20 protein-coding genes are annotated in these 21,572 nt (G+C 71.8%); 6 read left to right on the forward strand and 14 right to left on the reverse strand.

The window, feature by feature from the left end; all coding sequences use genetic code 11:
* Positions 1-44: 44 nt before the first annotated feature.
* Positions 45-698 (reverse strand): histidine phosphatase family protein, encoded by a 654-nt coding sequence (locus ACILRH_RS00790; protein WP_395690226.1) that lies wholly within the window; start codon positions 696-698, stop codon positions 45-47.
* A gap of 100 nt (positions 699-798) precedes the next feature.
* Between ACILRH_RS00790 and ACILRH_RS00795 the strand changes: the two genes are divergently transcribed.
* The gene (locus ACILRH_RS00795; RefSeq protein WP_395690227.1) at positions 799-1,392 is read left to right on the forward strand and encodes a hypothetical protein; all 594 of its coding nucleotides are present in this window, start codon (positions 799-801) and stop codon (positions 1,390-1,392) included.
* Positions 1,393-1,509: 117 nt separating this feature from the next.
* Here the strand turns inward: ACILRH_RS00795 and ACILRH_RS00800 are convergent, their stop codons facing one another.
* Both ACILRH_RS00800 and ACILRH_RS00805 read right to left on the reverse strand, forming a co-directional pair.
* On the reverse strand, positions 1,510-3,735 hold the full coding sequence (locus ACILRH_RS00800) for a 3-hydroxyacyl-CoA dehydrogenase NAD-binding domain-containing protein (RefSeq protein WP_395690228.1): 2,226 nt from the start codon (positions 3,733-3,735) through the stop codon (positions 1,510-1,512).
* A 95-nt stretch (positions 3,736-3,830) separates the two neighbouring features.
* On the reverse strand, positions 3,831-5,042 hold the full coding sequence (locus tag ACILRH_RS00805) for an acetyl-CoA C-acetyltransferase (protein ID WP_395690229.1): 1,212 nt from the start codon (positions 5,040-5,042) through the stop codon (positions 3,831-3,833).
* A gap of 90 nt (positions 5,043-5,132) precedes the next feature.
* Here ACILRH_RS00805 and ACILRH_RS00810 point away from each other — a divergent pair, with 90 nt between their 5' ends.
* Entirely contained in the window at positions 5,133-5,855 is a 723-nt protein-coding gene (locus ACILRH_RS00810; protein ID WP_395690230.1) for a MerR family transcriptional regulator, read from the forward strand.
* Here the strand turns inward: ACILRH_RS00810 and ACILRH_RS00815 are convergent.
* Entirely contained in the window at positions 5,852-6,352 is a 501-nt protein-coding gene (locus tag ACILRH_RS00815) for a pyridoxamine 5'-phosphate oxidase family protein (RefSeq protein WP_395690231.1), read from the reverse strand. The two genes, ACILRH_RS00810 and ACILRH_RS00815, sit on opposite strands and share 4 nt — an antisense overlap.
* An 18-nt stretch (positions 6,353-6,370) precedes the next feature.
* Between ACILRH_RS00815 and ACILRH_RS00820 the strand changes: the two genes are divergently transcribed.
* Entirely contained in the window at positions 6,371-7,279 is a 909-nt protein-coding gene (locus ACILRH_RS00820; protein ID WP_395690232.1) for an NAD(P)H-binding protein, read from the forward strand.
* Positions 7,280-7,417: 138 nt separating this feature from the next.
* Here the strand turns inward: ACILRH_RS00820 and ACILRH_RS00825 are convergent, their stop codons facing one another.
* From ACILRH_RS00825 to ACILRH_RS00865, 9 genes are all read right to left on the reverse strand, one after another.
* Complete coding sequence (locus ACILRH_RS00825; protein ID WP_395690233.1) at positions 7,418-8,110, reverse strand: CPBP family intramembrane glutamic endopeptidase; 693 nt, start codon at positions 8,108-8,110, stop codon at positions 7,418-7,420.
* A complete protein-coding gene (locus ACILRH_RS00830) occupies positions 8,107-9,465 on the reverse strand; it encodes a DEAD/DEAH box helicase (RefSeq protein WP_395690234.1) in 1,359 nt (452 codons plus the stop codon). The genes ACILRH_RS00825 and ACILRH_RS00830 overlap by 4 nt, the downstream gene beginning before the upstream one ends.
* A 150-nt stretch (positions 9,466-9,615) precedes the next feature.
* On the reverse strand, positions 9,616-9,810 hold the full coding sequence (locus ACILRH_RS00835) for a CsbD family protein (protein WP_395690235.1): 195 nt from the start codon (positions 9,808-9,810) through the stop codon (positions 9,616-9,618).
* Between the two features lie 47 nt (positions 9,811-9,857).
* A complete protein-coding gene (locus tag ACILRH_RS00840; RefSeq protein WP_395690236.1) occupies positions 9,858-11,309 on the reverse strand; it encodes a flavin-containing monooxygenase in 1,452 nt (483 codons plus the stop codon).
* A gap of 45 nt (positions 11,310-11,354) precedes the next feature.
* A complete protein-coding gene (locus tag ACILRH_RS00845) occupies positions 11,355-12,089 on the reverse strand; it encodes a glutamine amidotransferase (RefSeq protein WP_395690237.1) in 735 nt (244 codons plus the stop codon).
* A gap of 43 nt (positions 12,090-12,132) precedes the next feature.
* The gene (locus tag ACILRH_RS00850; protein ID WP_395690238.1) at positions 12,133-13,287 is read right to left on the reverse strand and encodes a CaiB/BaiF CoA transferase family protein; all 1,155 of its coding nucleotides are present in this window, start codon (positions 13,285-13,287) and stop codon (positions 12,133-12,135) included.
* 1,220 nt (positions 13,288-14,507) lie between these two features.
* Positions 14,508-15,242, reverse strand: coding sequence for an amino acid ABC transporter ATP-binding protein (locus ACILRH_RS00855; protein ID WP_395690239.1), 735 nt, complete (start codon positions 15,240-15,242; stop codon positions 14,508-14,510).
* Positions 15,239-16,102 carry an amino acid ABC transporter permease gene (locus ACILRH_RS00860; protein WP_395690240.1) on the reverse strand — a complete coding sequence of 288 codons (864 nt, stop codon included), beginning with the start codon at positions 16,100-16,102 and terminating at the stop codon, positions 15,239-15,241. Before ACILRH_RS00860 ends, ACILRH_RS00855 begins: the two co-directional genes overlap by 4 nt.
* A 7-nt stretch (positions 16,103-16,109) precedes the next feature.
* Positions 16,110-16,994 (reverse strand): ABC transporter substrate-binding protein, encoded by an 885-nt coding sequence (locus tag ACILRH_RS00865; RefSeq protein WP_395690241.1) that lies wholly within the window; start codon positions 16,992-16,994, stop codon positions 16,110-16,112.
* A 72-nt stretch (positions 16,995-17,066) separates the two neighbouring features.
* On the opposite strand from ACILRH_RS00865, the gene ACILRH_RS00870 reads away from it, so the two are divergent.
* Both ACILRH_RS00870 and ACILRH_RS00875 read left to right on the forward strand, forming a co-directional pair.
* Positions 17,067-18,188 carry a MalY/PatB family protein gene (locus tag ACILRH_RS00870; RefSeq protein ID WP_395690242.1) on the forward strand — a complete coding sequence of 374 codons (1,122 nt, stop codon included), beginning with the start codon at positions 17,067-17,069 and terminating at the stop codon, positions 18,186-18,188.
* Positions 18,189-18,210: 22 nt separating this feature from the next.
* On the forward strand, positions 18,211-19,524 hold the full coding sequence (locus ACILRH_RS00875; RefSeq protein WP_395690243.1) for a UDP-glucose dehydrogenase family protein: 1,314 nt from the start codon (positions 18,211-18,213) through the stop codon (positions 19,522-19,524).
* A gap of 20 nt (positions 19,525-19,544) precedes the next feature.
* Here ACILRH_RS00875 and ACILRH_RS00880 read toward each other — a convergent pair whose 3' ends face one another.
* Positions 19,545-20,885 carry a GH1 family beta-glucosidase gene (locus tag ACILRH_RS00880; protein ID WP_395690244.1) on the reverse strand — a complete coding sequence of 447 codons (1,341 nt, stop codon included), beginning with the start codon at positions 20,883-20,885 and terminating at the stop codon, positions 19,545-19,547.
* A gap of 16 nt (positions 20,886-20,901) precedes the next feature.
* Here ACILRH_RS00880 and ACILRH_RS00885 point away from each other — a divergent pair, with 16 nt between their 5' ends.
* Positions 20,902-21,570 (forward strand): pirin family protein, encoded by a 669-nt coding sequence (locus tag ACILRH_RS00885; RefSeq protein ID WP_395690245.1) that lies wholly within the window; start codon positions 20,902-20,904, stop codon positions 21,568-21,570.
* The last annotated feature ends 2 nt before the right edge of the window (positions 21,571-21,572 follow it).

Genomic DNA, 21,572 nt, shown 5'->3' on the forward strand with positions numbered 1-21,572 from the left:
GGTGGAACCCCGGACAAACACAGTTTGTTCCGGAACGCCTGGCCTCAGCGGTACGTGACGAGGTCACCCTCGAGGTGCGGATGCTCGTTGAAGGTCAGCAGCCGTGGACCGGTGGAGCCGACGACCACCCGGGTGAACGACGAGTTCACCACCGTGGTGTTGAACCGGCTCCACAGCCGGCCGAAGGTGGCGTCGTCGGCCTCGCGGTCGACCAGCGCCGCGCACGCCGCGGCGATCGGGCCGCCCGAGGTGACCACGACCACGGTGCCGCCGGGCCCGGCCTGCGCACAGGCGTCGTCGAGCGACCGGGTGACGCGAGCGCGGAACGCCGGCCACGACTCGTCGTACTCGTCGTCGTGCCCGCCCGCGGTCCACCGACCGGTGGCGAGCTCGAAGACCCGCTGGAAGGCCCGGTTGTCCAGTCCGGCCTCCGGGTGGTCGGGGAAGCGGGCCACGACACCGAGGTGGTCGAACTCGTCCCACCCCGCGTCGACGACCGCGCCGGCCCAGCCGGCCGCCTCGGCGGTCTCCCGGTGGCGACGCATCCCGCCCTGTACGACGGCCGTCGGCTCGACGCCCCGAGCCGCGAGCCAGGCCCCCAGCAACCGGCCCTGCTCCCACCCGGTCTGCGACAGCACGTCGTAGTCGTCCGCGCCGAACGACGCCTGACCGTGCCGGACCAGGTACACGACTCCCATGCCGCGGACGCTATCGGGCGAGCCCGATCGGGCCATTCCGGACCCCGGGTCGGCGCCTCTAGCGTCGAAGGTCGGCCACACCCCGGGGAAGGAGACCCCCGTGTTCATCCAGATCATCGAAGGCAGGTGCACCCGGCGGCAGGAGCTGCGCGCGGTGCTGGACCGCTGGCCGGTGGAGCTGGCACCCGGCGCGGACGGCTGGCTCGGCGGCACCTACGGCTTCACCGACGACGACCTGTTCGTGGCGGTCGTCCGCTTCGAGGACCGCGACGCGGCGACCCGCAACTCCCAGCGGCCCGAGCAGGGGGCGTGGGCCGAGGCGATGGTGGCGGCGTTCGACGGACCGGTCGAGTTCCACGACTCCGACGACGTCACGCTCCTCTTCGACGGAGGCTCGGACGACGCCGGGTTCGTGCAGGTGATCCGCGGGCACGTCGACGACCCCGGCCGCCTGCGCACCCTGATCGCCTCGGACCCCGCCGAGCTGCACCGGATGCGCCCGGAGATCATCGGCGCCAGCCTGGCGATCGAGCCCGACGGGAGCTTCACCGAGACGGTCGCGTTCACCGACGAGGCCAGTTCCCGCCGCGGCGAGCAGGCCGAGCTGCCCGAGGACGTCCGCGCCGAGCTCGCCTGGGCCCTGCAGGGCGCGACGTTCCACGACCTGCATGAGCCCTGGTTCAGCTCGCCGTGACCTCATCCGTCACTCCTTTCACCGGCTGACCGGGGAAAGGTGCACGACACGCCGTACGCACCGGCGTGTCCTGCACGTTTCGCCGGGCGACCGGGGAAACGTGCAGGACCACCCAGGTCACGCCGGGAACGAGCCCCCCGAGGCGGCCAGGTCACGCAGCCACGCGGTGGCGCGGAAGCGGTCGCCGTAGGTCTCGGCGAGCTCGTCGGCGCGGGCGACGAACGCCGCCAGCCCGATCGACCCGTCGCTCTGCGCACCAGGAGGGGCTTCGTAGCCCTGCATGAACTGCGCGGCACCACCGGTCAGCGCCGGGAAGCCGATGCCCATGATCGAGCCGATGTTGGCGGCGGCCGCGGACTCGATCACGCCCTCCTCGAAGCACTTCGCGGTCTCGAGCGCCTCGACGAACAGCAGCCGGTCCTTGACGTCCTGGAACGGCGGCTGCTCCTCGGCCGGCGGGAACGCCTCGGCGAGCCCGGACCAGAGGCCGCTGCGGGACCCCGACTCGTCGTAGGCGTAGAAGCCGGCGCCCTTCAGGCGCGACGGGCGGCCGAGCTCGAGCATCTTCTCCACCACGGCCGTGCCCGGATGCGGCACGTAGTCGATGCCGTCGCGCGCAGCGGCGTCGGCGGTCGCCTTGCCGATCTTGGCCATCAGCTCCATGTTGAGCTCGTCGCTGAGCTGCAGTGGCCCGACGGGGTAGCCGTCCTGGGTCGCGGCGCGCTCGATGCTCATCGGGTGCACCCCCTCGGCGAGCATCGCGAGGCCCTCGTTGACCATCGTGCCGATGACCCGCGAGGTGTAGAAGCCGCGGCTGTCGTTGACGACGATCGGCGTCTTGCGGATCTGCTGCACGACGTCGTACGCCTTGGCGAGCGCGACGTCGGAGGTCTCCTTGCCGCGGATGATCTCCACCAGCGGCATCTTGTCGACGGGCGAGAAGAAGTGCAGCCCGATGAAGTTCTGAATTCTTGGCGAGCCGGGCCGGTCGACGCCGGTCGCGAGCTCGGTGATCGGCAGCGTCGAGGTGTTCGAGCACAGCAGCGCGTCCGCGTTCACGTACGGCGCGATCTCGGCGAAGACCTGGTGCTTGAGCGACGGGTCCTCGAACACCGCCTCGATCACCAGGTCGCACCCGGTGAGGTCGGCGGGGTCGGCCGTGGGGTGGATCCGGTCGAGGAGCTCCTGGGACTTCTCCTCGGTCAGCTTGCCGCGCGAGACCGCCTTGGCGTTCAGCTTCTCGGAGTAGCCCTTGCCCTTCGCTGCGGCCTCCGCGGAGACGTCCTTGAGGACGACCTGCATGCCGGCCCGGGCGCACGAGTAGGCGATGCCGGCGCCCATCATGCCGGCGCCGAGGACCCCGACCTTGGTGGCCTTGAAGGGCTCGATGCCCTGCGGCCGCAGCTTGCCCGCGTTGATCGCCTGCAGGTCGAAGAAGAACGCCTGGATCATGTTCTTCGAGCCCTGGTTGACGATCAGGTTCGTCAGGTAGCGCGACTCGATGCGCGACGCGGTGTCGAAGTCCACCGACGCGCCCTCGACCGCCGCGGCCAGGATCGCGCGGGGCGCCGGGTAGACCGCACCCTTGGTCTGCTTGCGCAGCAGCGCCGGGAACGCCGGCAGGAAGCCGGCCAGCGCCGGCGAGCTCGGCGACCCGCCGGGCATCTTGTAGCCCGGCTTGTCCCACGGGTTCTGGGTCGACTCGGGGTTGGCCTTGATCCACGCCTTCGCCGCCGGCACCAGCTCCTCGCGGGTGGCGACCAGCTCGTCCACCAGGCCCTTCTCCTTGGCCACGCTCGGCTTGAACTGGGTGCCGGGGAGCAGCACGTCCATCAGGCCGGACTGCAGCCCGAGGAGGCGTACGACGCGGGTCACGCCGCCCCCGCCGGGCAGCAGGCCCAGCGTGGACTCGGGCAGCCCGATCTTGACGCTGTCGTCGTCGACCGAGATGCGGTGGTTGCAGGCGAGGGTGATCTCGTACCCGCCGCCGAGCGCGGCGCCGTTGATGGCCGCGACCACCGGGCGCGGGTAGAGCTCGAGCTTGCGCAGGCCGGCCTTGACGGCCTCGCCCATCGCGAACACCGCGAGCGCGTCGTCCTTGGTCGCGCGCACCATGTTGTTGAGGTTGCCGCCGGCGAAGAAGGTCTTCTTCGCGCTGGCGATCACGACGCCCGTGACGCTGTCCACCTCGTCGTAGAGCCGCTGCACGGCGGCGGCCATCGACTCCTGGTAGAGCTCGTTCATCGTGTTGGCGCTCGCGGTGGGGTCGTCGAGCGTGAGGGTGACGATGCCGTCGGCGTCCTTGTCGTAGTGGACGGCGGACTGCTGCTGCGTGGTGCTCATCTGTTTCCTGTCTCTGGGATCACGGTGGTCGAGGTGCGAGGCGGGCCGGCGCGAGCCTCGAGACCACCAGAAGCGGGTCCGGTGTCCGGGAGGGCTCAGACGACCTCGACGATCGTCGCGATGCCCATCCCGCCGCCGACGCAGAGCGTGGCGAGGCCGCGGCGCAGGTCGCGGCGCTGCAGCTCGTCGATGAGCGTGCCGAGGATCATCGCGCCGGTCGCGCCGAGTGGGTGGCCCATGGCGATCGCGCCGCCGTTGACGTTGGTGATCTCGTGGCTGATGCCCAGGTCGCGCATGAACCGCATGGCCACGGCCGCGAACGCCTCGTTGATCTCGAAGAGGTCGATGTCGCCGACCTCGAGACCCGCCTTCGCCAGCGCCTTGCGGGCGGCCGGCGCCGGGCCCGTGAGCATGATCGTGGGGTCTGCACCGGAGACGGCGGTGGCCACGATCCGGGCGCGCGGGGTCAGGCCGAGGTCGGTGCCGACCTGCTCGCTGCCGATGGCCATCAGCGCGGCGCCGTCGACGATGCCCGAGGAGTTGCCGGCATGGTGGACGTGGTTGATCCGCTCGACCCAGTGGTACTTCTCGAGCGCCACGTCGTCGAAGCCCGCCTGGGCGCCGATGTCGGCGAAGCTCGGCTTCAGCCCGGCGAGGCCCTCCACCGTCGTGTCGGGGCGGATCAGCTCGTCGTGGTCGAGGACGGTCAACCCGTTGAGGTCGGTGACCGGGACGACCGAGCCGGAGAAGTAGCCGTTGGCCCAGGCCTTCGCGGCGCGGTGGTTGGACTCGGCGGCGTACGCGTCGACGTCCTCGCGCGTCCAGCCCTCGAGGGTCGCGATGAGGTCGGCACCGATGCCCTGCGGCACGAAGCCGGTCTGGAGCGCGGTCGCCGGGTCGGAGGCCCAGGCACCGCCGTCGGAGCCCATCGGCACCCGGCTCATCGACTCGACGCCACCGGCGAGGATCAGGTCCTCGAACCCGCCGCGGACCCGCGACGCCGCCTGGTTGACGGCCTCCAGGCCGGACGCGCAGAAGCGGTTGAGCTGCACGCCCGCGACCGTCTCGGGGTAGCCGGCCTTGAGGGCGGCGGTCTTCGCGATGTCACCACCCTGCTCGCTCACGGGCGACACGACGCCGAGCACGACGTCGTCGACGCGGTGGGGGTCGAACGACGGGTTGCGCACCTGCACCTCGTCGAGCAGGCCGACCACGAGGTCGACCGGCTTGACCTCGTGGAGCGAGCCGACCTTCTTGCCCTTGCCGCGCGGGGTCCGGATGTGGTCGTACACGAATGCCTCTGCCATGCAGCGATTGTGACACTATTACTGTCACCGTCAAGAAGCGGTCCCGTGGCGCAGGTCACGTCGGGCCGGCTCGGGATCAGGAGGACGACCATGGCCGAGGACGTCGAGCGGCGCGAGCTGCTGACCCTCGACGAGCTCACCACGCGCGTCGGCATGAGCGTGCGCAACATCCGCTTCTACACCACCAAGGGCCTGGTGCCACCGCCGATCCGGCGGGGTCGGTCGGGCTACTACAACGCCGACCACGTCGCCCGGCTCGAGCTGGTGCAGGAGCTGCAGGCCCACGGATTCACGCTCTCGGCGATCGAGAGGTACGTCGCCCGGATCCCCGCCGACGCCACGCCCGAGGACCTCGCGCTGCACCGCACGATGCTCGCGCCGTGGCAGGCCGACCTCCCGGTGGAGATGTCGCGCGCCGAGCTCGACAAGCGCACCGGCCGCACCCTCACCGACGACGACCTGACGACCCTCACCGCCCTGGGCATCGTGGCCCGCACCCGGCGCGGGCGCTACGAGGTCGCCGTGTCGCAGCTCTCGGTCGGCCTGGGCCTGCTCGACCTCGGCTTCCCGACCGAGGCGGCGCTCGCCGCCGCCGACGTGTACGCCGACCACGGTCGCCAGATCGCCAAGGAGCTGAACGAGCTGTTCCGGACCATGGTCTGGCCGGTCTACAAGGAGGCCGGCGCGTCGACCGAGACCCTGCGCAAGGTCGTCGAGAGCCTCAAGCCGCTCTCGGTGGCCAGCCTGGTGGCGGCGTACGAGGCCGCGATGGACGAGACCCGCCGCGAGGACATCGAGCGGCGCACCCGTTAGTGGTGCGGGTCCTCGGGACGCAGGTGCAGCCAGGGCCGCCGGAGGTGGAACCGGCGCCCGGTCACCTCCCCGGGCACGAGCTCCACGACGTCGTACCGCCCGTCACCCAGCCACGGCCTCAGCGGCAGGTTCTCGGCCCGGTGCGCCTCGTCGCCCTGCAGGTGGCGCAGGTAGCCGCGCACCACGACGCTGGTCGCCTCCTCGCCGGTGACCTCGTCGATCTCGAACGCCACCTCGTCGCCGAGCTCGGCGGCCAGGAGCTTGGTCGTCGTGGCGGCGGTGCGGAACAGCAGCGACCGGCGCCCGTGCCGGTTGACGTCGACGGCATAGTTGATCGGCGTGAGGTGTTGCTCGGTGCCGATGCGGTACGCCAGCCGGCCCAGCTCCTGGGCGGCCAGCAGCTCCCAGCACCGGTCCTCGCCCACGACCGGGTCGGGGCCCGGGTCGGCCGCCGGGTCGGCCGGTGGTCCAGACCCGGCATCGGGACCTGTCGCCATGGGTAGAGCCTAGTGGTGATGCCATCCACCGAGCAGACCGTCCTCGTGACCGGAGCGACCGGGTTCATCGGCAGCCGCCTGGTGCCCGAGCTCGTCGACCGGGGCTTCCGGGTCAAGGCGATGACCCGCCACCCCGACACGTACGACGGGCCGGGCGAGCCGGTCGGCGGCGACGTCTCGGACCCCGGCACCCTGGCCGAGCCGCTGGAGGGCGTGGACGTCGCCGTCTACCTCGTGCACTCCCTGGACGACGACGACTTCGAGCGCAAGGACGCCGAGGCCGCGAAGGCCTTCGGGCTGGCCGCCGCCGCGAGCGGCACCCGGCAGATCGTCTACCTCGGCGGGCTCGGCAAGGACGACGACCACCTGTCGGCGCACCTGCGCTCGCGTCGCGAGGTCGAGCGGCTGCTCGGCGAGTCCGGGGTCCCGGTGACCGTGCTGCGGGCGGCGATCGTGGTCGGCGCCGGCGGCATCTCCTGGGAGATGACCGGGCAGCTGGTCAAGAACCTGCCGGCGATGGTCGTCCCGAAGTGGGCGGCCACGCGCACCCAGCCGATCGCCCTGGACGACGTGATCCGCTACCTCGCCGGCGTCGTCGGCGTCGAGGACGCGTTCGGCCGGGCCTTCGAGATCGGCGGCCCCGAAGTGCTCAGCTACGTCGAGATGCTCCAGCAGGCCGCGGAGGTCATCGACGGACGCCGGGTCCCGATCGTCACCGTGCCGGTGCTGACGCCCAAGCTGTCGTCGTACTGGATCTCCTTCGTCACCAACGTCGACACGACCACCGGCCGCAACCTGATCGACTCGATGGGCACCGAGGTCATCGTCACCGACCACTCCATCCGCGACGTGGTGCCGGGTGAGCCGATCACCTACGCCGAGGCCGTGCGCCGCGCGGTCGAGGAGGACCCCTCGTTGGTCGAGTAGCGAGCGCCAGCGAGCGTATCGAGACCCCTCACCGACCGGGGTCTCGATACGCGCCGTCGCGGCCTCGTTCCTCGGCCGCGGGCACTACTCGACCTGGCACCGGGATCCGGGCCCGAGCAAGCTCGGCCCCGGCGGTGCTCAGAACAGCGCGGGGAGGGCGAAGAGCATGATCACCGACCACGTGCAATGGGTGAGGATCGGTGCCAGCACCCCGCCGGACGCGCGCCGCTCCAGGCCGACGACGACGCCCAGCAGGACCGCGGCGAAGACCAGCATCACGTTGCCGGTGGCGAGGGTGGCGATCGTGTAGGCCAGGGTGGTCCAGGCGACCGGGTGGCGCGGGATGGCGGCGTATGCCGCGCCGCGGAAGAACAGCTCCTCGGCGACCCCGTTCACGACCGTGATGAGCACCAGCAGCGGCCACGAGCCGCTGTCGGCGTGGTCGAGCACGTCCTGCACCTGGGTCTGCAGGAAGTCCACCTGGCGCACGACCAGTGCGCCGACGACGAAGAGCGCCGCCAGCGCCAACCCGATCGCGGTGGGCATCACCACCGGCCGCCGCAGGGCCACACCGGTGTCGATGCGGCCCAGGTGCAGCGGACCGGAGGCGAACGCGCCCACGACCCACACCCCGGCCAGGACCAGGGTCGCGGGGTAGAACCACGGGCTGCCCGGCTCGATGCGCAGCGACAGCCCGAGCACCACGCCACCGATGGCGACGAACACCGCCGTCACCAGCTGGCGCCGCCGCAGGTCGGCGGCGCTCTGCCGGTGGTCGCGCGGGACCGGGTCCCACAGCGCCCGCCGCAGCCAGGTCAGCACACGATTCACCCCCTCGGGCTGGAGTTCTCCCCACGTCGGCGGTTGGCCACACCACCGCGCCGGCGGCGCGACCGCGAGCGGCCGTTGCCCTGCGGGCGAGCGCCACCGGACTTCGGCCGCGCGGGGCCACCCTGCGGACGACCGGCGGGGGCCGTGGCCTCCGCTGCCAGACCGCCCGCGACGAGCACCCGCTCGCCGGGCGCGAGCTGCGCCAGCAGCGGGTGGTCGGCCCCGGCGATGCGGGTGGTGGTCGGCTTGATGCCGGCCGCCCGGGTCAGCTGTCGGACGTCGCGGACCTGGTCGTCGGTCATCAGCGTGACCACGGTGCCCCGGGCCCCGGCCCGGGCGGTCCGGCCGGACCGGTGCAGGTAGGCCTTGTGCTCGACCGGCGGGTCGGCGTGCACCACGAGCGCGACGTCGTCGACGTGGATGCCCCGCGCCGCGATGTCGGTCGCGACCAGGGTCGTCGCCCGGCCGCTGTGGAAGGCCTCCATGTTGCGCGTGCGGGCGCCCTGGCTCAGGTTGCCGTGCAGCTCGACGGTCGGCACGCCACGGCTGTTCAGCTGGCGGGTGAGCGCCTTGGCGCCGTGCTTGGTGCGGGTGAACACGACCGTACGGCCGGGGGCGCTGGTCAGGTCGACCAGCACCGGGACCCGGTGCTCGCGGGCCACGTGGAGGACGTGGTGGTCCATCGTGGCGACCGGGGACTGGGCCGAGTCGGCCTGGTGGGTCACCGGCTCGCGCAGGAACCGCTTGACCAGCACGTCGATCGCGTTGTCCAGCGTGGCCGAGAAGAGCAGCCGCTGGCCGGTGCGCGGGGTCTGCTCGAGCAGGCGGCGCACGGCCGGCAGGAACCCGAGGTCGGCCATGTGGTCGGCCTCGTCGAGCACGGTGACCTCGACGGCCCCGAGGTCGCAGTGCCCCTGGCCGATCAGGTCCTCGAGCCGGCCCGGGCAGGCCAGGACGATGTCGACGCCGCGGCGCAGGCCCTGGACCTGCGGGTTCTGCCCGACGCCACCGAAGACGGTGCGGGTGGTCAGGCCGGCGGCGTCGGCGAGGGGGCGCAGGGCCTCCTCGATCTGGCCGACCAGCTCGCGGGTCGGCGCGAGCACCAGCGCGCGGGGACGACGGGGCTGCGCCCGGCGACCGTCGGCGAGGCGGGCCACGAGGGGCAGGAGGAAGGCGTAGGTCTTGCCGGAGCCGGTGCGGCCCCGGCCGAGCACGTCGCGGCCGGCGAGGGAGTCGGGCAGCGTCGCGGCCTGGATGGGGGTCGGGTGGGTGATGCCGCGGTCCGCGAGGACGACGGCGAGGTCTGCGGGGACACCGAGGTCGGTGAACGGCGCAGGAAGAACTGCAGAAGACACGAAGAGTCACTCACTGTTGGCGTGTCTCGCCAGATGGTTCCCGAGAGGAAGGGCGTCTCGCAGGACGCACGAGCCCGAGGCAAGACTGGACGGGCTGGCACCCACTCTACGGGGCGCCGGCCCGCCCGCCTCAATCGTCGCGCGCTGCGGTCAGCCGGTGAGGCCGTCCTTGACGTCCTTGGCGGCGTCCTTGAGGTGCTCGCCGGCGTTCTTCACCTTGCCGGAGGCCTGGTCGCCCCGGCCCTCGGCCTCGAGCTCGCGGTCACCCGTGGCGGCGCCGGCCGTCTCCTTGCCGTGGCCCTTGAGCTCCTCGGCCTTGTTCTCTGCCTTGTCCTTGAGTCCCATGAGGGGTCAGTGACCGGTCGGAAGCCCGGTGAAACCTCCGCGTGGGGTCAGCGGAAGCTCAGCACGCCGTCGTCGATCCGGTCGTGGTTGATCGACCGCAGGTCCGTGAGGTAGTTCTGCCGCAGCTTCCACGGCTCGCGGTCCCCCTGGCGCGGCAGCGCGTCGAGGCCGCGCAGGATGTAGCCGGAGCTGAAGTCGATCAGCCGCTCCTCGCCGACCGACGGGTCCCGGGGCGCCACCACGCGGCGTACGCCGTGCTCGTCCAGGTAGGTCAGCAGCCGGCACACGAAGTCCGCGACCAGGTCGGCCTTGAGGGTCCAGGAGGCGTTGGTGTAGCCGATGGTGAACACGAAGTTCGGGACGTCGCTGAGCATCAGGGCCTTGTAGGTCATGGTGTCGTGCATCTTGACCTCGGCGCCGTCAACGGAGAGCGTCAGCCCACCCATCGCCTTGAGGGTCAGGCCGGTGGCGGTGACGACGACGTCGGCCTCGAGCTCCTGCCCCGAGCGCAGCAGGATGCCCTTCTCGGTGAACCGCTCGACGTGGTCGGTGACCACCGAGGCGGCCCCGCGCCGCATCGCCTTGAAGAGGTCGCCGTCGGGGACGAAGCACACGCGCTGGTCCCACGGGTTGTACTCCGGCTTGAAGTGCCGGTCGACGTCGACGTCCTTCGGCAGCTGCTTGAGCGCCGCCTTGCGGATGAAGTCCTTGACCATCTGCGGGCGCCGCCGGGAGAGCTGGAAGAACGCGATCGACGACAGGATCGCCTTCCAGCGCACGATCGGGTAGCGGACCTTCGCCGGCAGCCAGTGCAGCCGCTTGGAGACGGGGTCGGTGCCGGGCAGGGAGAGGATGTAGGTCGGCGAGCGCTGCAGCATCGTGACGTGGCCGGCCCCGCTGTCGGCCATCGCGGGCACGAGCGTCACTGCCGTCGCACCCGAGCCGATGATGACGACCTTCTTGCCCGTGTAGTCGAGGTCCTCGGGCCAGTGCTGCGGGTGCACGATCGTGCCGGCGAAGTCCTCCTGCCCGGGGAAGTCGGGCGAGAAGCCCTGGTCGTAGTCGTAGTAGCCACCGCAGGCCCACAGCAGGTCGGTGGTGAACGTGAGCCGCTCGCCGTCCCGGTCGACCTCGACCGTCCACCGGTCCTCGTCGGAGCTCCAGCTCGCGCCGACGACCCGGTGCCGGTAGCGGATCAGCCGGTCCACGCCGTACTCGCGAGCCACGGTGCGCAGGTACTCCAGGATCGACGGCCCGTCCGCGAGGGCGACGTCGCCGTCCCAGTGCCGCCACTTGTAGCCGAACGTGAACATGTCCGAGTCCGACCGGATGCCGGGGTAGCGGAACAGGTCCCAGGTCCCGCCGCTGACGTCGCGCCCCTCCAGGACCGCGACGCTGCGCTCGGGGTGGTCGGTGCGCAGGCGGCAGGCCGCGCCGATGCCGGACAGCCCGGCACCCACGATCAGGACGTCCACGTGCTCCGGGGTGTGCTCGGTCATGCGGCGCACCCTACTGGCCTTGTTGACAGATGTTCAATACCGACGTCAGGCGCGACGGTACCGCTCGGCGAACGCCGCGAGCAGCAGACCGGGGTGCTCGACGTGGCTGGCGCGCGCCATCGCCTGGAGCCCATCGGCCTCGCTCGGGTCGAAGTAGCCGTGGTCGCGGTAGGTGTCGATGCGCAGGCAGATGCCCTCGATGTCGAGCTCGGGGTGGAACTGGGTGGCGTAGACGTGCTCCCCGATCCGGAACGCCTGGACCGGGCAGGCGGCACTGCTCGCGAGGCGGACCGCACCGGCCGGCAGCCGGGTGACCGCCTCCTTGTGGCCGAGGAAGGCGTCGAACTCCCGTGGCAGGACGCCCGTCAGCGGGTCGGCGACGCCCGCGTCGGTCAGGGTGATCCGGGTCGCCGAGATCGGCTCGCCGTGGGTCCGGTCGACCAGGCCGCCGCGCAGGCTGCCGAGCACCCCGACGCCGTAGCAGGCGCCCAGGAAGGGGAAGTCGGCGTCGAGGACCCGTTGGGCCAGCCGGCGGAGCTCGGCCTCGGCACGCCGCTGCACGCCCGACTTGTCCGCCTCAGGGTCGCTGACGTTGAACGGCCCGCCGCCCAGGATGATCCCGGACCACGCGTCCAGGTCGACCGGACCGAGCTCGGCCGCCTCGAGCCGGTGGCGTCGTACGTCGCGCTCGTCGAGACCGGAGCAGGCGAGCACGGCGGCGTACTCGCTGTCGGCGGCGGCGTCCTCGGCGCGGGTGCCGAGGAAGAGGAACGGCTTCATGGCTGGGTCAGGTCCGGGATCAGGTCCGGGGTCAGGTCGGGGGTCAGGTCTGGGTGGCGGCGCCGCTCTCGATGAGGGCGTCGACGTCGGCGATCCCCCAGGCGGTCAGCGCTTCGCGGGTGCTGCCGCCGACCGTGTCCGCGACAGGCGGGATGGTCGCGGGGGTCCGGGAGAAGCGCGGGGCGGGCGCCGGCTGGAGCATCCCGTCGTGGTGGACGAGGGTGCCGCGGGCCTTCATGTGGGGGTGCTCGGCCGCCTCCGTGAGCGGGATGATGCCCGCGACGCACGCGTCGGTCCCCTCGAAGACCTCGACCCACTCCGCCTGGGTGCGCTCCTTGAACCGCTCGGTGATGATCCGGCGCAGCTCGCCGGCCTGCGCGGCGTCGTACCGGTCCGGGGCGTCCTCGATCTCCAGCAGCCGCACCAGCTCGGCGTAGAACTGCGGCTCGAGCGCCCCGACCGACATGTGCTTGCCGTCGGCGGTCTCGTAGATGTCGTAGTAGGGCACGCCGCCGTCGAGCAGGTTGACCGCCCGCTCCTCGCGGTAGCCGCCGGAGGCGAGGAACGCGGCCGTCATCGCGTTGAGGTGGGCGGTGCCGTCGACGATCGCCGCGTCCACCACCTGGCCGCGGCCGCTGGCCTTGGACTCCAGCAGGGCGGCGAGGATCCCGATGACCAGGTAGGTCGAGCCCCCACCGAAGTCGCCGACCAGGTTGGTCGGGAAGTGCGGCCGGGCGGGGTCCTGGCCGAGGCCGAAGAGGGCCCCGGTGATCGCGATGTAGTTCATGTCGTGTCCGGCCACGTGGGCGAAGGGGCCGTCCTGGCCCCAGCCGGTCATCCGGCCGTAGACCAACCGCGGGTTGCGGGCGAGGCACTCGTCGGGCCCGATCCCGAGGCGCTCGGTCACTCCGGGCCGCATCCCCTCGACCAGCACGTCGGCCCGCTCGACCAGCTCGAGCACCGTCTCGACCGCCCGCGGGTCCTTGAGGTCGAGCGCGACACTGGGTCGGCCGCGGTTGAGCAGCATCTTCGCGCCGCTGCCCGCGAACGCCTGGCCGCTGGGCCGGTCGATGCGGATCACGTCGGCGCCGAGGTCGGCGAGGATCATGCACGCGTGCGGCCCCGGGCCGATGCCCGCGATCTCCACGACCTTCACGCCGCGCAGCGGCCCCTCGCCCCGACCGAGCTCGACAGTCATGGGCCGATCATGACAGAAGTGCTGTCACGGTCGTGTCGCCGGTGACCGGCGGGCGGTGAGCTAGCCACCTTCCAGATCGCCTGACCGGTGGCTGACGCACCGGCGGGCGCGGCCGTCCCCGGGCGTCGTCCACAGGCGTCGTCCACAGGCGACCGATCGCCAGTGGCGCTTGCCCCGTCCTTCGCCTGGACTCGGTCCGTGCAACCTCTCCCCGACGACCTGCGCGGGCGACCGTTCAGCCGTGCCGAGGCCCGGGCGGTCGGTCTGACGTCCCGGCAGCTCGATGGCCGCCGCTTCGTCCGCGTCTTCCCCCGCGTCTACCGGCCGGCCGACCACGAGATGACCGACCGGGACTGGGTGCTGGCCGCCCGGCTGACGTTGCCACCGACGGCTCACCTGACCGGGATCTCGCGGCTGCAGCAGCTGGGGCTCGACTTCGGTCCGCGCCGTCCGATCCACTTCGTCGTCCAGACCGACCTGCACCTGGCGACCAACGGGATCTTCCTGCACCGGACCAAGCAGCTGCCGCCGGTCGACGCCGGCGGGGTGTGCATCGCCGCAGCGTTCATCGCCTACTGCGCCCGGGCCCGGGCGATCGATGCGATCAAGGTGGGCGACTGGTTGGTGCACCACCGGCACCTGTCTGCCGAGGACGTGCGCACCCTCGCCCTGTCGGCGCTCTGGCGCGACGGCGCTCACGAAGCCGTCTGGGTCCTCGACCACCTCGACGGCAGGTCACGGTCCCTGATGGAGAGCGAGACCCGAGCCGTGCTGCGCTTCTCCGGCCTACCCACCCCCGAGGTGAACGTCCCCGTCGACGTCGGGGAGGACATCGAGGTGATCGCCGACCTGCTCTACCGGATCTGGAGGCTGGTCGTGGAGTACGAAGGGGTCCAGCACCAGGAGGACCGGGCGCAGTACAACGCCGACCTCGACCGCTACGCACTGCTACGTGGGGCGGGGATCCCCTACGTGCAGGTGACCAAGGAGAAGCTGCAGCACTCGCGAACCCTCGTGGGCGAGGTCTACCGCGCGCTGCTCGCGCTCGGCTACGACGGACCCGCCCCCTCCTTCGGCGAGCACTGGCGCCAGCTGTTCCTTCCGCTCTCCCTCGCCGTCGGTCCTCGCCGCGCCCGGATCGCCGGGCGAGCGGTGAGCCAGCCACCGATCCGCCCCCTCGACAGGTGGCACACTCACCGCCCGCCCGCAACGTCCACCGACTACAGCACGCGCCTCAGGAACTGGCGGGTGCGCTCCTCGCGGGGTGCGCTGAAGATCTCCGCGGGCGGGCCCTGCTCGCAGATCCGGCCCTCGTCGAGGAAGCAGACGGTCGTGGCGACGTCGCGGGCGAAGTCCATCTCGTGGGTGGCCAGGATCATCGTCGTACCGGCCTCGGCCTCCGACCGCACGATCTCGAGCACCTCGCCCACCAGCTCGGGGTCGAGTGCCGCGGTGATCTCGTCGAGCAGCAGCAGGGTCGGCGAGGTGCACATCGCCCGCACCAGCGCGGCGCGCTGCTGCTGGCCGCCGGACATCCGGTCCGGGTGCTTGTCGACCTGGTCGGCCAGCCCGAACCGACCCAGCAGGTCACGGGCCCGCGACTCGGCCTCCGCCTTGGACACCCCGTGCACCCGCCGGGGGGCCAGCGTGCAGTTGTCCAGCACGGTGAGGTGTGGGAAGAGGTTGTAGGACTGGAACACCATGCCGATCCGGCTCCGCACGGCGCGCTTGTCGACCCGCGGATCGGAGATCTCGCGGCCCTCGAAGGTGATGACCCCGTCGTCGATGTCCTCCAGCAGGTTGAGGCAGCGCAGCAGCGTCGACTTGCCGGAGCCCGACGCACCGATCAGGCAGATGACGTCGTGCTGCGCGACGGTGAGGTCGATGTCGCGCAGGACCACCTTGTCGCCGTACGACTTGCGCACGGCGCTGACCTCCATCAGCACCTCGCTCATCGGGCGCCCTGCCTCTCCCGCTCCATCGCCCGGCGCTGCAGGTGGTCGGTGAACCGGGCGAGCGGCACGGTCAGCACGATGAAGTAGCAGGCGACCACGGTGAAGGCGGTGAAGTTGAAGTTGTAGTTGCTGTAGTCCTGCGCGGCGAACATCGCGTCGAAGACCCCGACGACGCCGACGAGGGCCGTGTCCTTCTGCAGGCTGATGAAGTCGTTGAGCAGGGGCGGTACGACCCGCCGGATGCCCTGCGGCACCACCACGTGGCGCATCGCCTGGAGCCGGCTGAGACCGAGCGCGTCGGCACTGGCGATCTGCGAGGGGTGGATCGACTCGATGCCCGCCCGGATCACCTCGGCCACGTACGCGCCGTAGGACAGCACCAGGGCGACCAGGCCCCAGAAGAACAGGGACGTGGGCACCCCCTGGAGCTGCAGCGCCGGCATGCCGAGGGCCAGGATGAACACCAGGAGGATCGTGGGGATCCCGCGGAAGAGATCGGTGTAGACGACGGCGACGATCCGGAGCGGAAGCATCAGCGGCGAGCGTGACTGCCGGACCAGCGCGACCACCAGGGCCAGGGCCAGGATCAGCACCTCACCCAGGAGGAACAGCTTGACGTTGTAGGTCCAGAAGGCGTGCCAGATGGACGGGAAGGCCGCGCGGGCGTCACTGGGGTTGAAGAAGTACTCCTTGACGGCCGGCCAGCCCGGCGAGGTGATCGTGCCCAGCACGACCAGCCCGAAGAAGACCACCGTGGCGGTCGTCGACACCAGGATCCCGCGCCGGCGCAGGCTACGACGTACGTCGCGCCGCTCCTGCTCGCGGGCGCTCGGCTGCCACGCCCCGGCGGACTCGCTCACCGGCAGGTCACTGGAGGACGGGGACGTTCACGGTCTGGCTGAGCCACTTCTGCTCGAGCTGGTCCAGGGTGCCGTCGGACTTCAGAGTCGCCAGCGCCTGGTTGACGCAGTCGACCAGGGGGTTGCCCTTCTGGAAGAGCATGCCGAACTCCTCCGGGGTGCCGCTCTGCTGCTGGAACTGACCGACGATCGTGCCCTTCGGGATCTCGACCGCGGTGATGTAGAAGGCGGTCGGCAGGTCGGCGACGATCGCGTCGACCTGCCCGTTGAGCAGGGCCTGCTTGGCGACGTTGGTGTTCTGGAAGACCAGCGGCTGCTGGGTCGGCTGGATGTCCTCGCGGATCGCGGTCAGCGACGTGGTCCCGGTCTGGGCGCCGAGCTTGTAGTCCTTGAGGTCGCTGAGGCTCGTCGCGTCGGCGACCGGGCTGTCCTTGAGCGCGATGAGCGCCTGGGACGCGGTGTAGTAGCCGTCGGAGAAGGTCACCTTCTGGGCCCGCTCGGGCGTGATCGAGATCTGGTTGATGTCGAAGTCGAAGTCCTTGGGCCCCGGCGCATAGGAGTTGTTGAACGGCTCCTTGACCCACGTCACCTGGTCGGCGGTGAAGCCCAGCTGCTTCGCGACGGCGTAGGCGACCGCGGACTCGTAGCCCTTGCCGTTGCTCGGGTCGTTGTCCTGGAACCACGGGTCGTACGCCGGCGAGTCGGTCGCGACCGTGAGCTGGCCCGGGGTCTTCAGGGCGAGGTTGTCGACCGCGCACTGGTCGCCGGTGGGCGAGGAGCTGCCGGAGGAGGCAGAGTCGGTCGCCGCCGGGCTGTCGGACGCCGGGGCGCACGCCGCAGCGGCGAAGAGGAGGGGGACGGCAGCAACGAGCAGGGATCCACGCAGACGCATGCCGAAATCGTAGGGCTCCTGGCGCTCCCGCGACGCGTTCCGTCGATTTCTGGACTGCTGTTGGATGGACCCGTGCTCCGGGACCTCACCGACGACCAGGCTCGCGCCGCCCTCCCGCTCAAGTGGGGGGAGGTCGCGCCGGGGGTGCTCCCGGCCTGGGTGGCCGAGATGGACCTGCGCCTGGCCGAGCCGATCGAGGAGGCGCTGGTCGAGGCGGTGCGCCGCGGCGCGGGCTACGCCGCGTTCGGCGACGGCGGCCTCGGCGCCGCCTTCGCCGGCTTCGCCCGGCGGCACTGGTCGTGGGAGCTTCCCGACGACGCGTGCGTGCCGACCGGGTCCGTCATGGGCGGCATCCGGCTCGCGCTCGAGGCGCTGTGCCCGGCCGGGCCCGTCGTCGTGCCGCAGCCGTGCTACCCACCGTTCCGCGACGTCGTCGCCGTCGCCGGGCGCGAGCTCGTCACCCTCGACCTCGACCCGGACGCGACGCAGGCGTCGCTCGACCTGCCGGCCGTCGAGCGCGCCTTCGCCGCCGGCGCCCGCACCTACCTGCTGTGCAACCCCCACAACCCGCTGGGCCGCGCGTGGTCCCGGGACGAGCTCGCCGCGCTCGCCGATCTCGCCGGGCGGTACGGCGTCCGCGTGGTCGCCGACGAGATCCACGCCCCGCTGACCCTGCCGGGGGCGAGGTTCACGCCGTACCTCACCGTCGACCCGCGGGCGGTCGTGGTGACCAGCGCGTCGAAGTCGTTCAACATGCCCGCGGTCCACGGCGCCCAGCTGGTCCTGCTCAACGAGGCCGAGCGCGAGCGGGTCCGCGCGCTGCCGGTGCCTGCCCAGCACACCTGGTCGTCACTGGGGATCGCTGCCGGCGTCGTGGCCTGGCGCGACTGCGACGCCTGGCTCGACGCGCTCCTCGAGCGGCTCGACGGCAACCGGCGAGTGCTCGCCGACAGCCTCCCCGCGGCGCTCCCCGGCGCCCGGATGCGCCCGCTCGAGGCGACGTACCTCGCCTGGGTCGACCTGCGGGCCTACGGCGTCGCCGACCCGGCCGAGGCAGCGCTCGCCCACGGGCTGCGGGTCAGCCCCGGCCGCGACTACCAGCCCGGGCTCGCGGGTCACGTCCGGCTCAACCTCGCCACGAGCGCCGACCGGGTCCGCGAGGCGACGCGCCGACTCAGTTCCGCATTAATTTAATTGATCTACTAGACTTTGCCGGGTGAACGTCACCGTCATCGGATGTGGCTACCTCGGCGCCACCCACGCAGCCAGCATGGCCGAGCTCGGGTACGACGTGCTCGGCGTCGAGATCGACCCCGCCAAGCGCGAGGCCCTCGCCTCGGGCAAGGTCCCGTTCTACGAGCCGGGCCTGGCGGACCTGCTGGCCACCCATGTCGCCTCGGGCCGGCTCCGCTTCACCGACTCCCTCGCCGAGGCCGGCGCCTTCGGCGACATCCACTTCGTCTGCGTCGGCACCCCGCAGCGCCACGACGGGCTGGCCGCCGACGTCCGGCACGTCGAGGCCGCGGTCGAGGGCCTCGCCCCGCACCTGACCGACGGCGCCCTGGTGGTGGGCAAGTCGACCGTCCCGGTCGGGACCGCCGCCCGGATGGCGGCCCGCCTGGCCGAGCTGGCACCGGACGTGGACGCCGAGCTGGCGTGGAACCCGGAGTTCCTGCGCGAGGGCTTCGCGGTCGAGGACACGCTGCGCCCCGACCGGCTGGTCTTCGGCGTCGCGTCCGAGCGGGCGGAGGCCGCGCTCCGGAAGTTCTACGCGCCGGTGACCGCGACCGGGACCCCGGTCGTCGTCACCGGCCTCGCCACGGCCGAGCTCGTGAAGGTGTCGGCGAACGCGTTCCTCGCCACCAAGATCTCCTTCATCAACGCGGTCGCCGAGGTGTGCGAGGCCGCGGGCGCGGACGTGGTCGACCTGGCCGACGCCATCGGGCACGACGAGCGGATCGGACGGAAGTTCCTCAACGCGGGGGTCGGGTTCGGGGGTGGCTGCCTGCCCAAGGACGTGCGGGCGTTCCTCAGCCGGGCCGGCGAGCTCGGGGTGGAGGACACGATGTCCTTCCTGCGCCAGGTCGATGACATCAACCTGCGTCAGCGCACCCGGGTCGTGCAGATCGCGACGACGATGCTGGGCGGCAACGTGGCCCGCTCGCGCATCGCGATCTGGGGGGCGGCGTTCAAGCCGGACAGCGACGACGTGCGCGACTCCCCCGCGCTCTCGATCGCCGGCCAGCTGCAGCTGCGCGGGGCGATCGTCTCGGTCTTCGACCCCCAGGCCAACGAGACCGCCCGGGCGTTGTTCCCGACCCTGGACTACGCGCCGACGGCGCTGTCGGCGGCGCGCGACGCCGACCTGCTGCTGCACCTGACGGAGTGGCCGGAGTTTCGCGAGGTCGACCTCGGCGTGCTCGGCGACGCGGTGCGCAGCCGACAGGTCATCGACGGCCGCAACAAGCTGGACGCCGAGGCCTGGCGGGCCGCGGGCTGGACGGTGCGCGGCCTGGGTCGCGCCGCCTGAGCCTCACCGACGCCGGGCGGTCAGCCGATCGAGCGGGTCTGGGCGGCGATCACGTCGGCGTACCACTGGAAGGAGCGCTTCGGCGTGCGCTGCTGGGTCTCGTAGTCGATGTGCACCAGGCCGAACCGCTGGGTGGTGCCCTCGGCCCACTCGAAGTTGTCCATGAGCGACCACGTGTAGTAGCCACGGACGTCGACGCCGCGCTGCACCGCGGTCGCGACGGCGCGCAGGTGGGCGTCGAGGTAGTCGATGCGCGGCTGGTCGTCGACGACGCCGTGCTCGTCGGGGCCCATGCCGTAGGAGCAGCCGCCCTCGGTGATGTAGATCGGCGGCAGCGCCGCGCGGTAGCGCGCCCGCATCAGGATCAGCATCTCCCGCAGTGCGTCGGGCACGACCGGCCAGCCGAAGTCGGTCGTCGGGTAGCCGACCAGCTCACGGAACTCGAACGGCATCTCCGAGCCCTCGTCGGCGGCGCCGATCTTGTGGGGGTTGTAGTAGTTGACGCCGTAGAAGTCGAGCGGCTGGCGGATGGTGGCCAGGTCGCCGTCGCGCAGCACGCCCTCGAAGAGCGGCTCGAGGTCCGCGGGGTAGCGGCCCAGCAGCATCGGCTCGGTGAACATCCCGTTCCACAGCGCGTCGAAGAGCTTCGACGCGCCGACGTCGGCCGCGTCCTCCGAGGCGGGCCAGATCGGGGCGTGGTTGTTCGCGCACCCCACCGACGTGGCGCCGGCGGCGCGCAGCGCGACGGTGGCCCGGCCGTGGGCCAGCAGCAGGTGGTGGGCGACCGGCATCGAGTCGAACATCAGCGCCTTGCCGGGTGCGTGGACGCCGATGCCGTAGCCCATCATCATCACGACGTTGGGCTCGTTGACCGGGATCCAGTGCTCGACCCGGTCGGCGAACCGCTCGCCCAGGATCGCGGCGTAGTCGGCGAACCGCTCGGTGGTGTCCCGGTTCAGCCAGCCGCCGTCGTCCTCGAGGGCCTGCGGGAGATCCCAGTGGTAGAGCGTGAGCATCGGCTGGACGCCGTTGGCCAGCAGCTCGTCGACCAGCCGGTCGTAGAACGCGAGCCCGGCCGCGTTCACGGGGCCGGAGCCGGTCGGCTGGATGCGCGGCCACGACACGCTGAACCGGTAGCCCCCCGCACCGAGCCGCTTCATCAGCGCCACGTCCTCGGCGTACCGGTGGTAGTGGTCGCACGCGACCGCGCCGGTGGTGCCGTCGACGATCCGGCCGGGCTCGGCGGTGAAGGTGTCCCAGATGCTCGGACCCTTGCCGTCCTCGGTCGCGGCACCTTCGATCTGGTACGCCGCCGTGCTGGTGCCGAAGCGGAAGCCGGGCGGGAGCTGCGGGAGAGGCACGGGCACAATACTGCCGGTGAGCGTCGAGATCCGCCGGGGAACCGACCGTTACCTCGACCGGGGCGACGGGTTCTTCACCCGCCACTCCTTCTCGTTCGGCGGCCACTACGACCCGGAGAACGTCTCCTTCGGTCCGCTGGTCTGCCACGACGACCACCGGCTCAAGGCCGGCCGGGGCTTCCCCGACCACGAGCACCGCGACGTCGAGATCGTCACCTGGGTGCTGTCGGGGTCGCTCGCGCACGCCGACTCCGAGGGACGGTCCACCGTCGTGCGACCGGGCCAGGTGCAGGTGCTCTCGGCCGGGTCGGGGGTGACGCATTCGGAGATCGCGGGCCCCGAGGGTCAGGTGCGCTTCGTGCAGGCGTGGCTGACGCCGGACGAGCCGGGTACGCCGCCGGCGTACTCGCTCACCGATGCCGACCTCGACCCCGGTCGGCTCTCACCGGTCGTCACCGTCGGCAGCCGCGCGGCCCTGCTGGTGGCCCGGCTCGGCGCCGGTGACACCGTCACGCTCCCGGACGCGCCGCTGCTCCACGTCTTCGTGGCCGGGGGTGCGCTGACCCGCTCGTCGCTGGCCGAGCCGCTCGCCGACGGCGACGCCTTCCGGATCACCGACGAGCAGGGGCTCACGGTCACCGCGGCCGTCCCCACCGAGCTGATGGTCTGGGCGCTGCACCGTTGAGT

Source organism: Nocardioides sp. (assembly GCF_044226765.1).
In the GTDB taxonomy this organism is placed as follows: domain Bacteria; phylum Actinomycetota; class Actinomycetes; order Propionibacteriales; family Nocardioidaceae; genus Nocardioides.

Coding starts and splice junctions, on each gene's coding strand:
- ACILRH_RS00790 (WP_395690226.1), bottom strand. CDS start 698: ATGGGAGTCGTGTACCTGGTCCGGCACGGTCAGGCGTCGTTCGGCGCG.
- ACILRH_RS00800 (WP_395690228.1), bottom strand. CDS start 3,735: ATGAGCACCACGCAGCAGCAGTCCGCCGTCCACTACGACAAGGACGCC.
- ACILRH_RS00805 (WP_395690229.1), bottom strand. CDS start 5,042: ATGGCAGAGGCATTCGTGTACGACCACATCCGGACCCCGCGCGGCAAG.
- ACILRH_RS00810 (WP_395690230.1), top strand. CDS start 5,133: ATGGCCGAGGACGTCGAGCGGCGCGAGCTGCTGACCCTCGACGAGCTC.
- ACILRH_RS00815 (WP_395690231.1), bottom strand. CDS start 6,352: ATGGCGACAGGTCCCGATGCCGGGTCTGGACCACCGGCCGACCCGGCG.
- ACILRH_RS00820 (WP_395690232.1), top strand. CDS start 6,371: ATGCCATCCACCGAGCAGACCGTCCTCGTGACCGGAGCGACCGGGTTC.
- ACILRH_RS00835 (WP_395690235.1), bottom strand. CDS start 9,810: ATGGGACTCAAGGACAAGGCAGAGAACAAGGCCGAGGAGCTCAAGGGC.
- ACILRH_RS00840 (WP_395690236.1), bottom strand. CDS start 11,309: ATGACCGAGCACACCCCGGAGCACGTGGACGTCCTGATCGTGGGTGCC.
- ACILRH_RS00845 (WP_395690237.1), bottom strand. CDS start 12,089: ATGAAGCCGTTCCTCTTCCTCGGCACCCGCGCCGAGGACGCCGCCGCC.
- ACILRH_RS00850 (WP_395690238.1), bottom strand. CDS start 13,287: ATGACTGTCGAGCTCGGTCGGGGCGAGGGGCCGCTGCGCGGCGTGAAG.
- ACILRH_RS00855 (WP_395690239.1), bottom strand. CDS start 15,242: ATGAGCGAGGTGCTGATGGAGGTCAGCGCCGTGCGCAAGTCGTACGGC.
- ACILRH_RS00865 (WP_395690241.1), bottom strand. CDS start 16,994: ATGCGTCTGCGTGGATCCCTGCTCGTTGCTGCCGTCCCCCTCCTCTTC.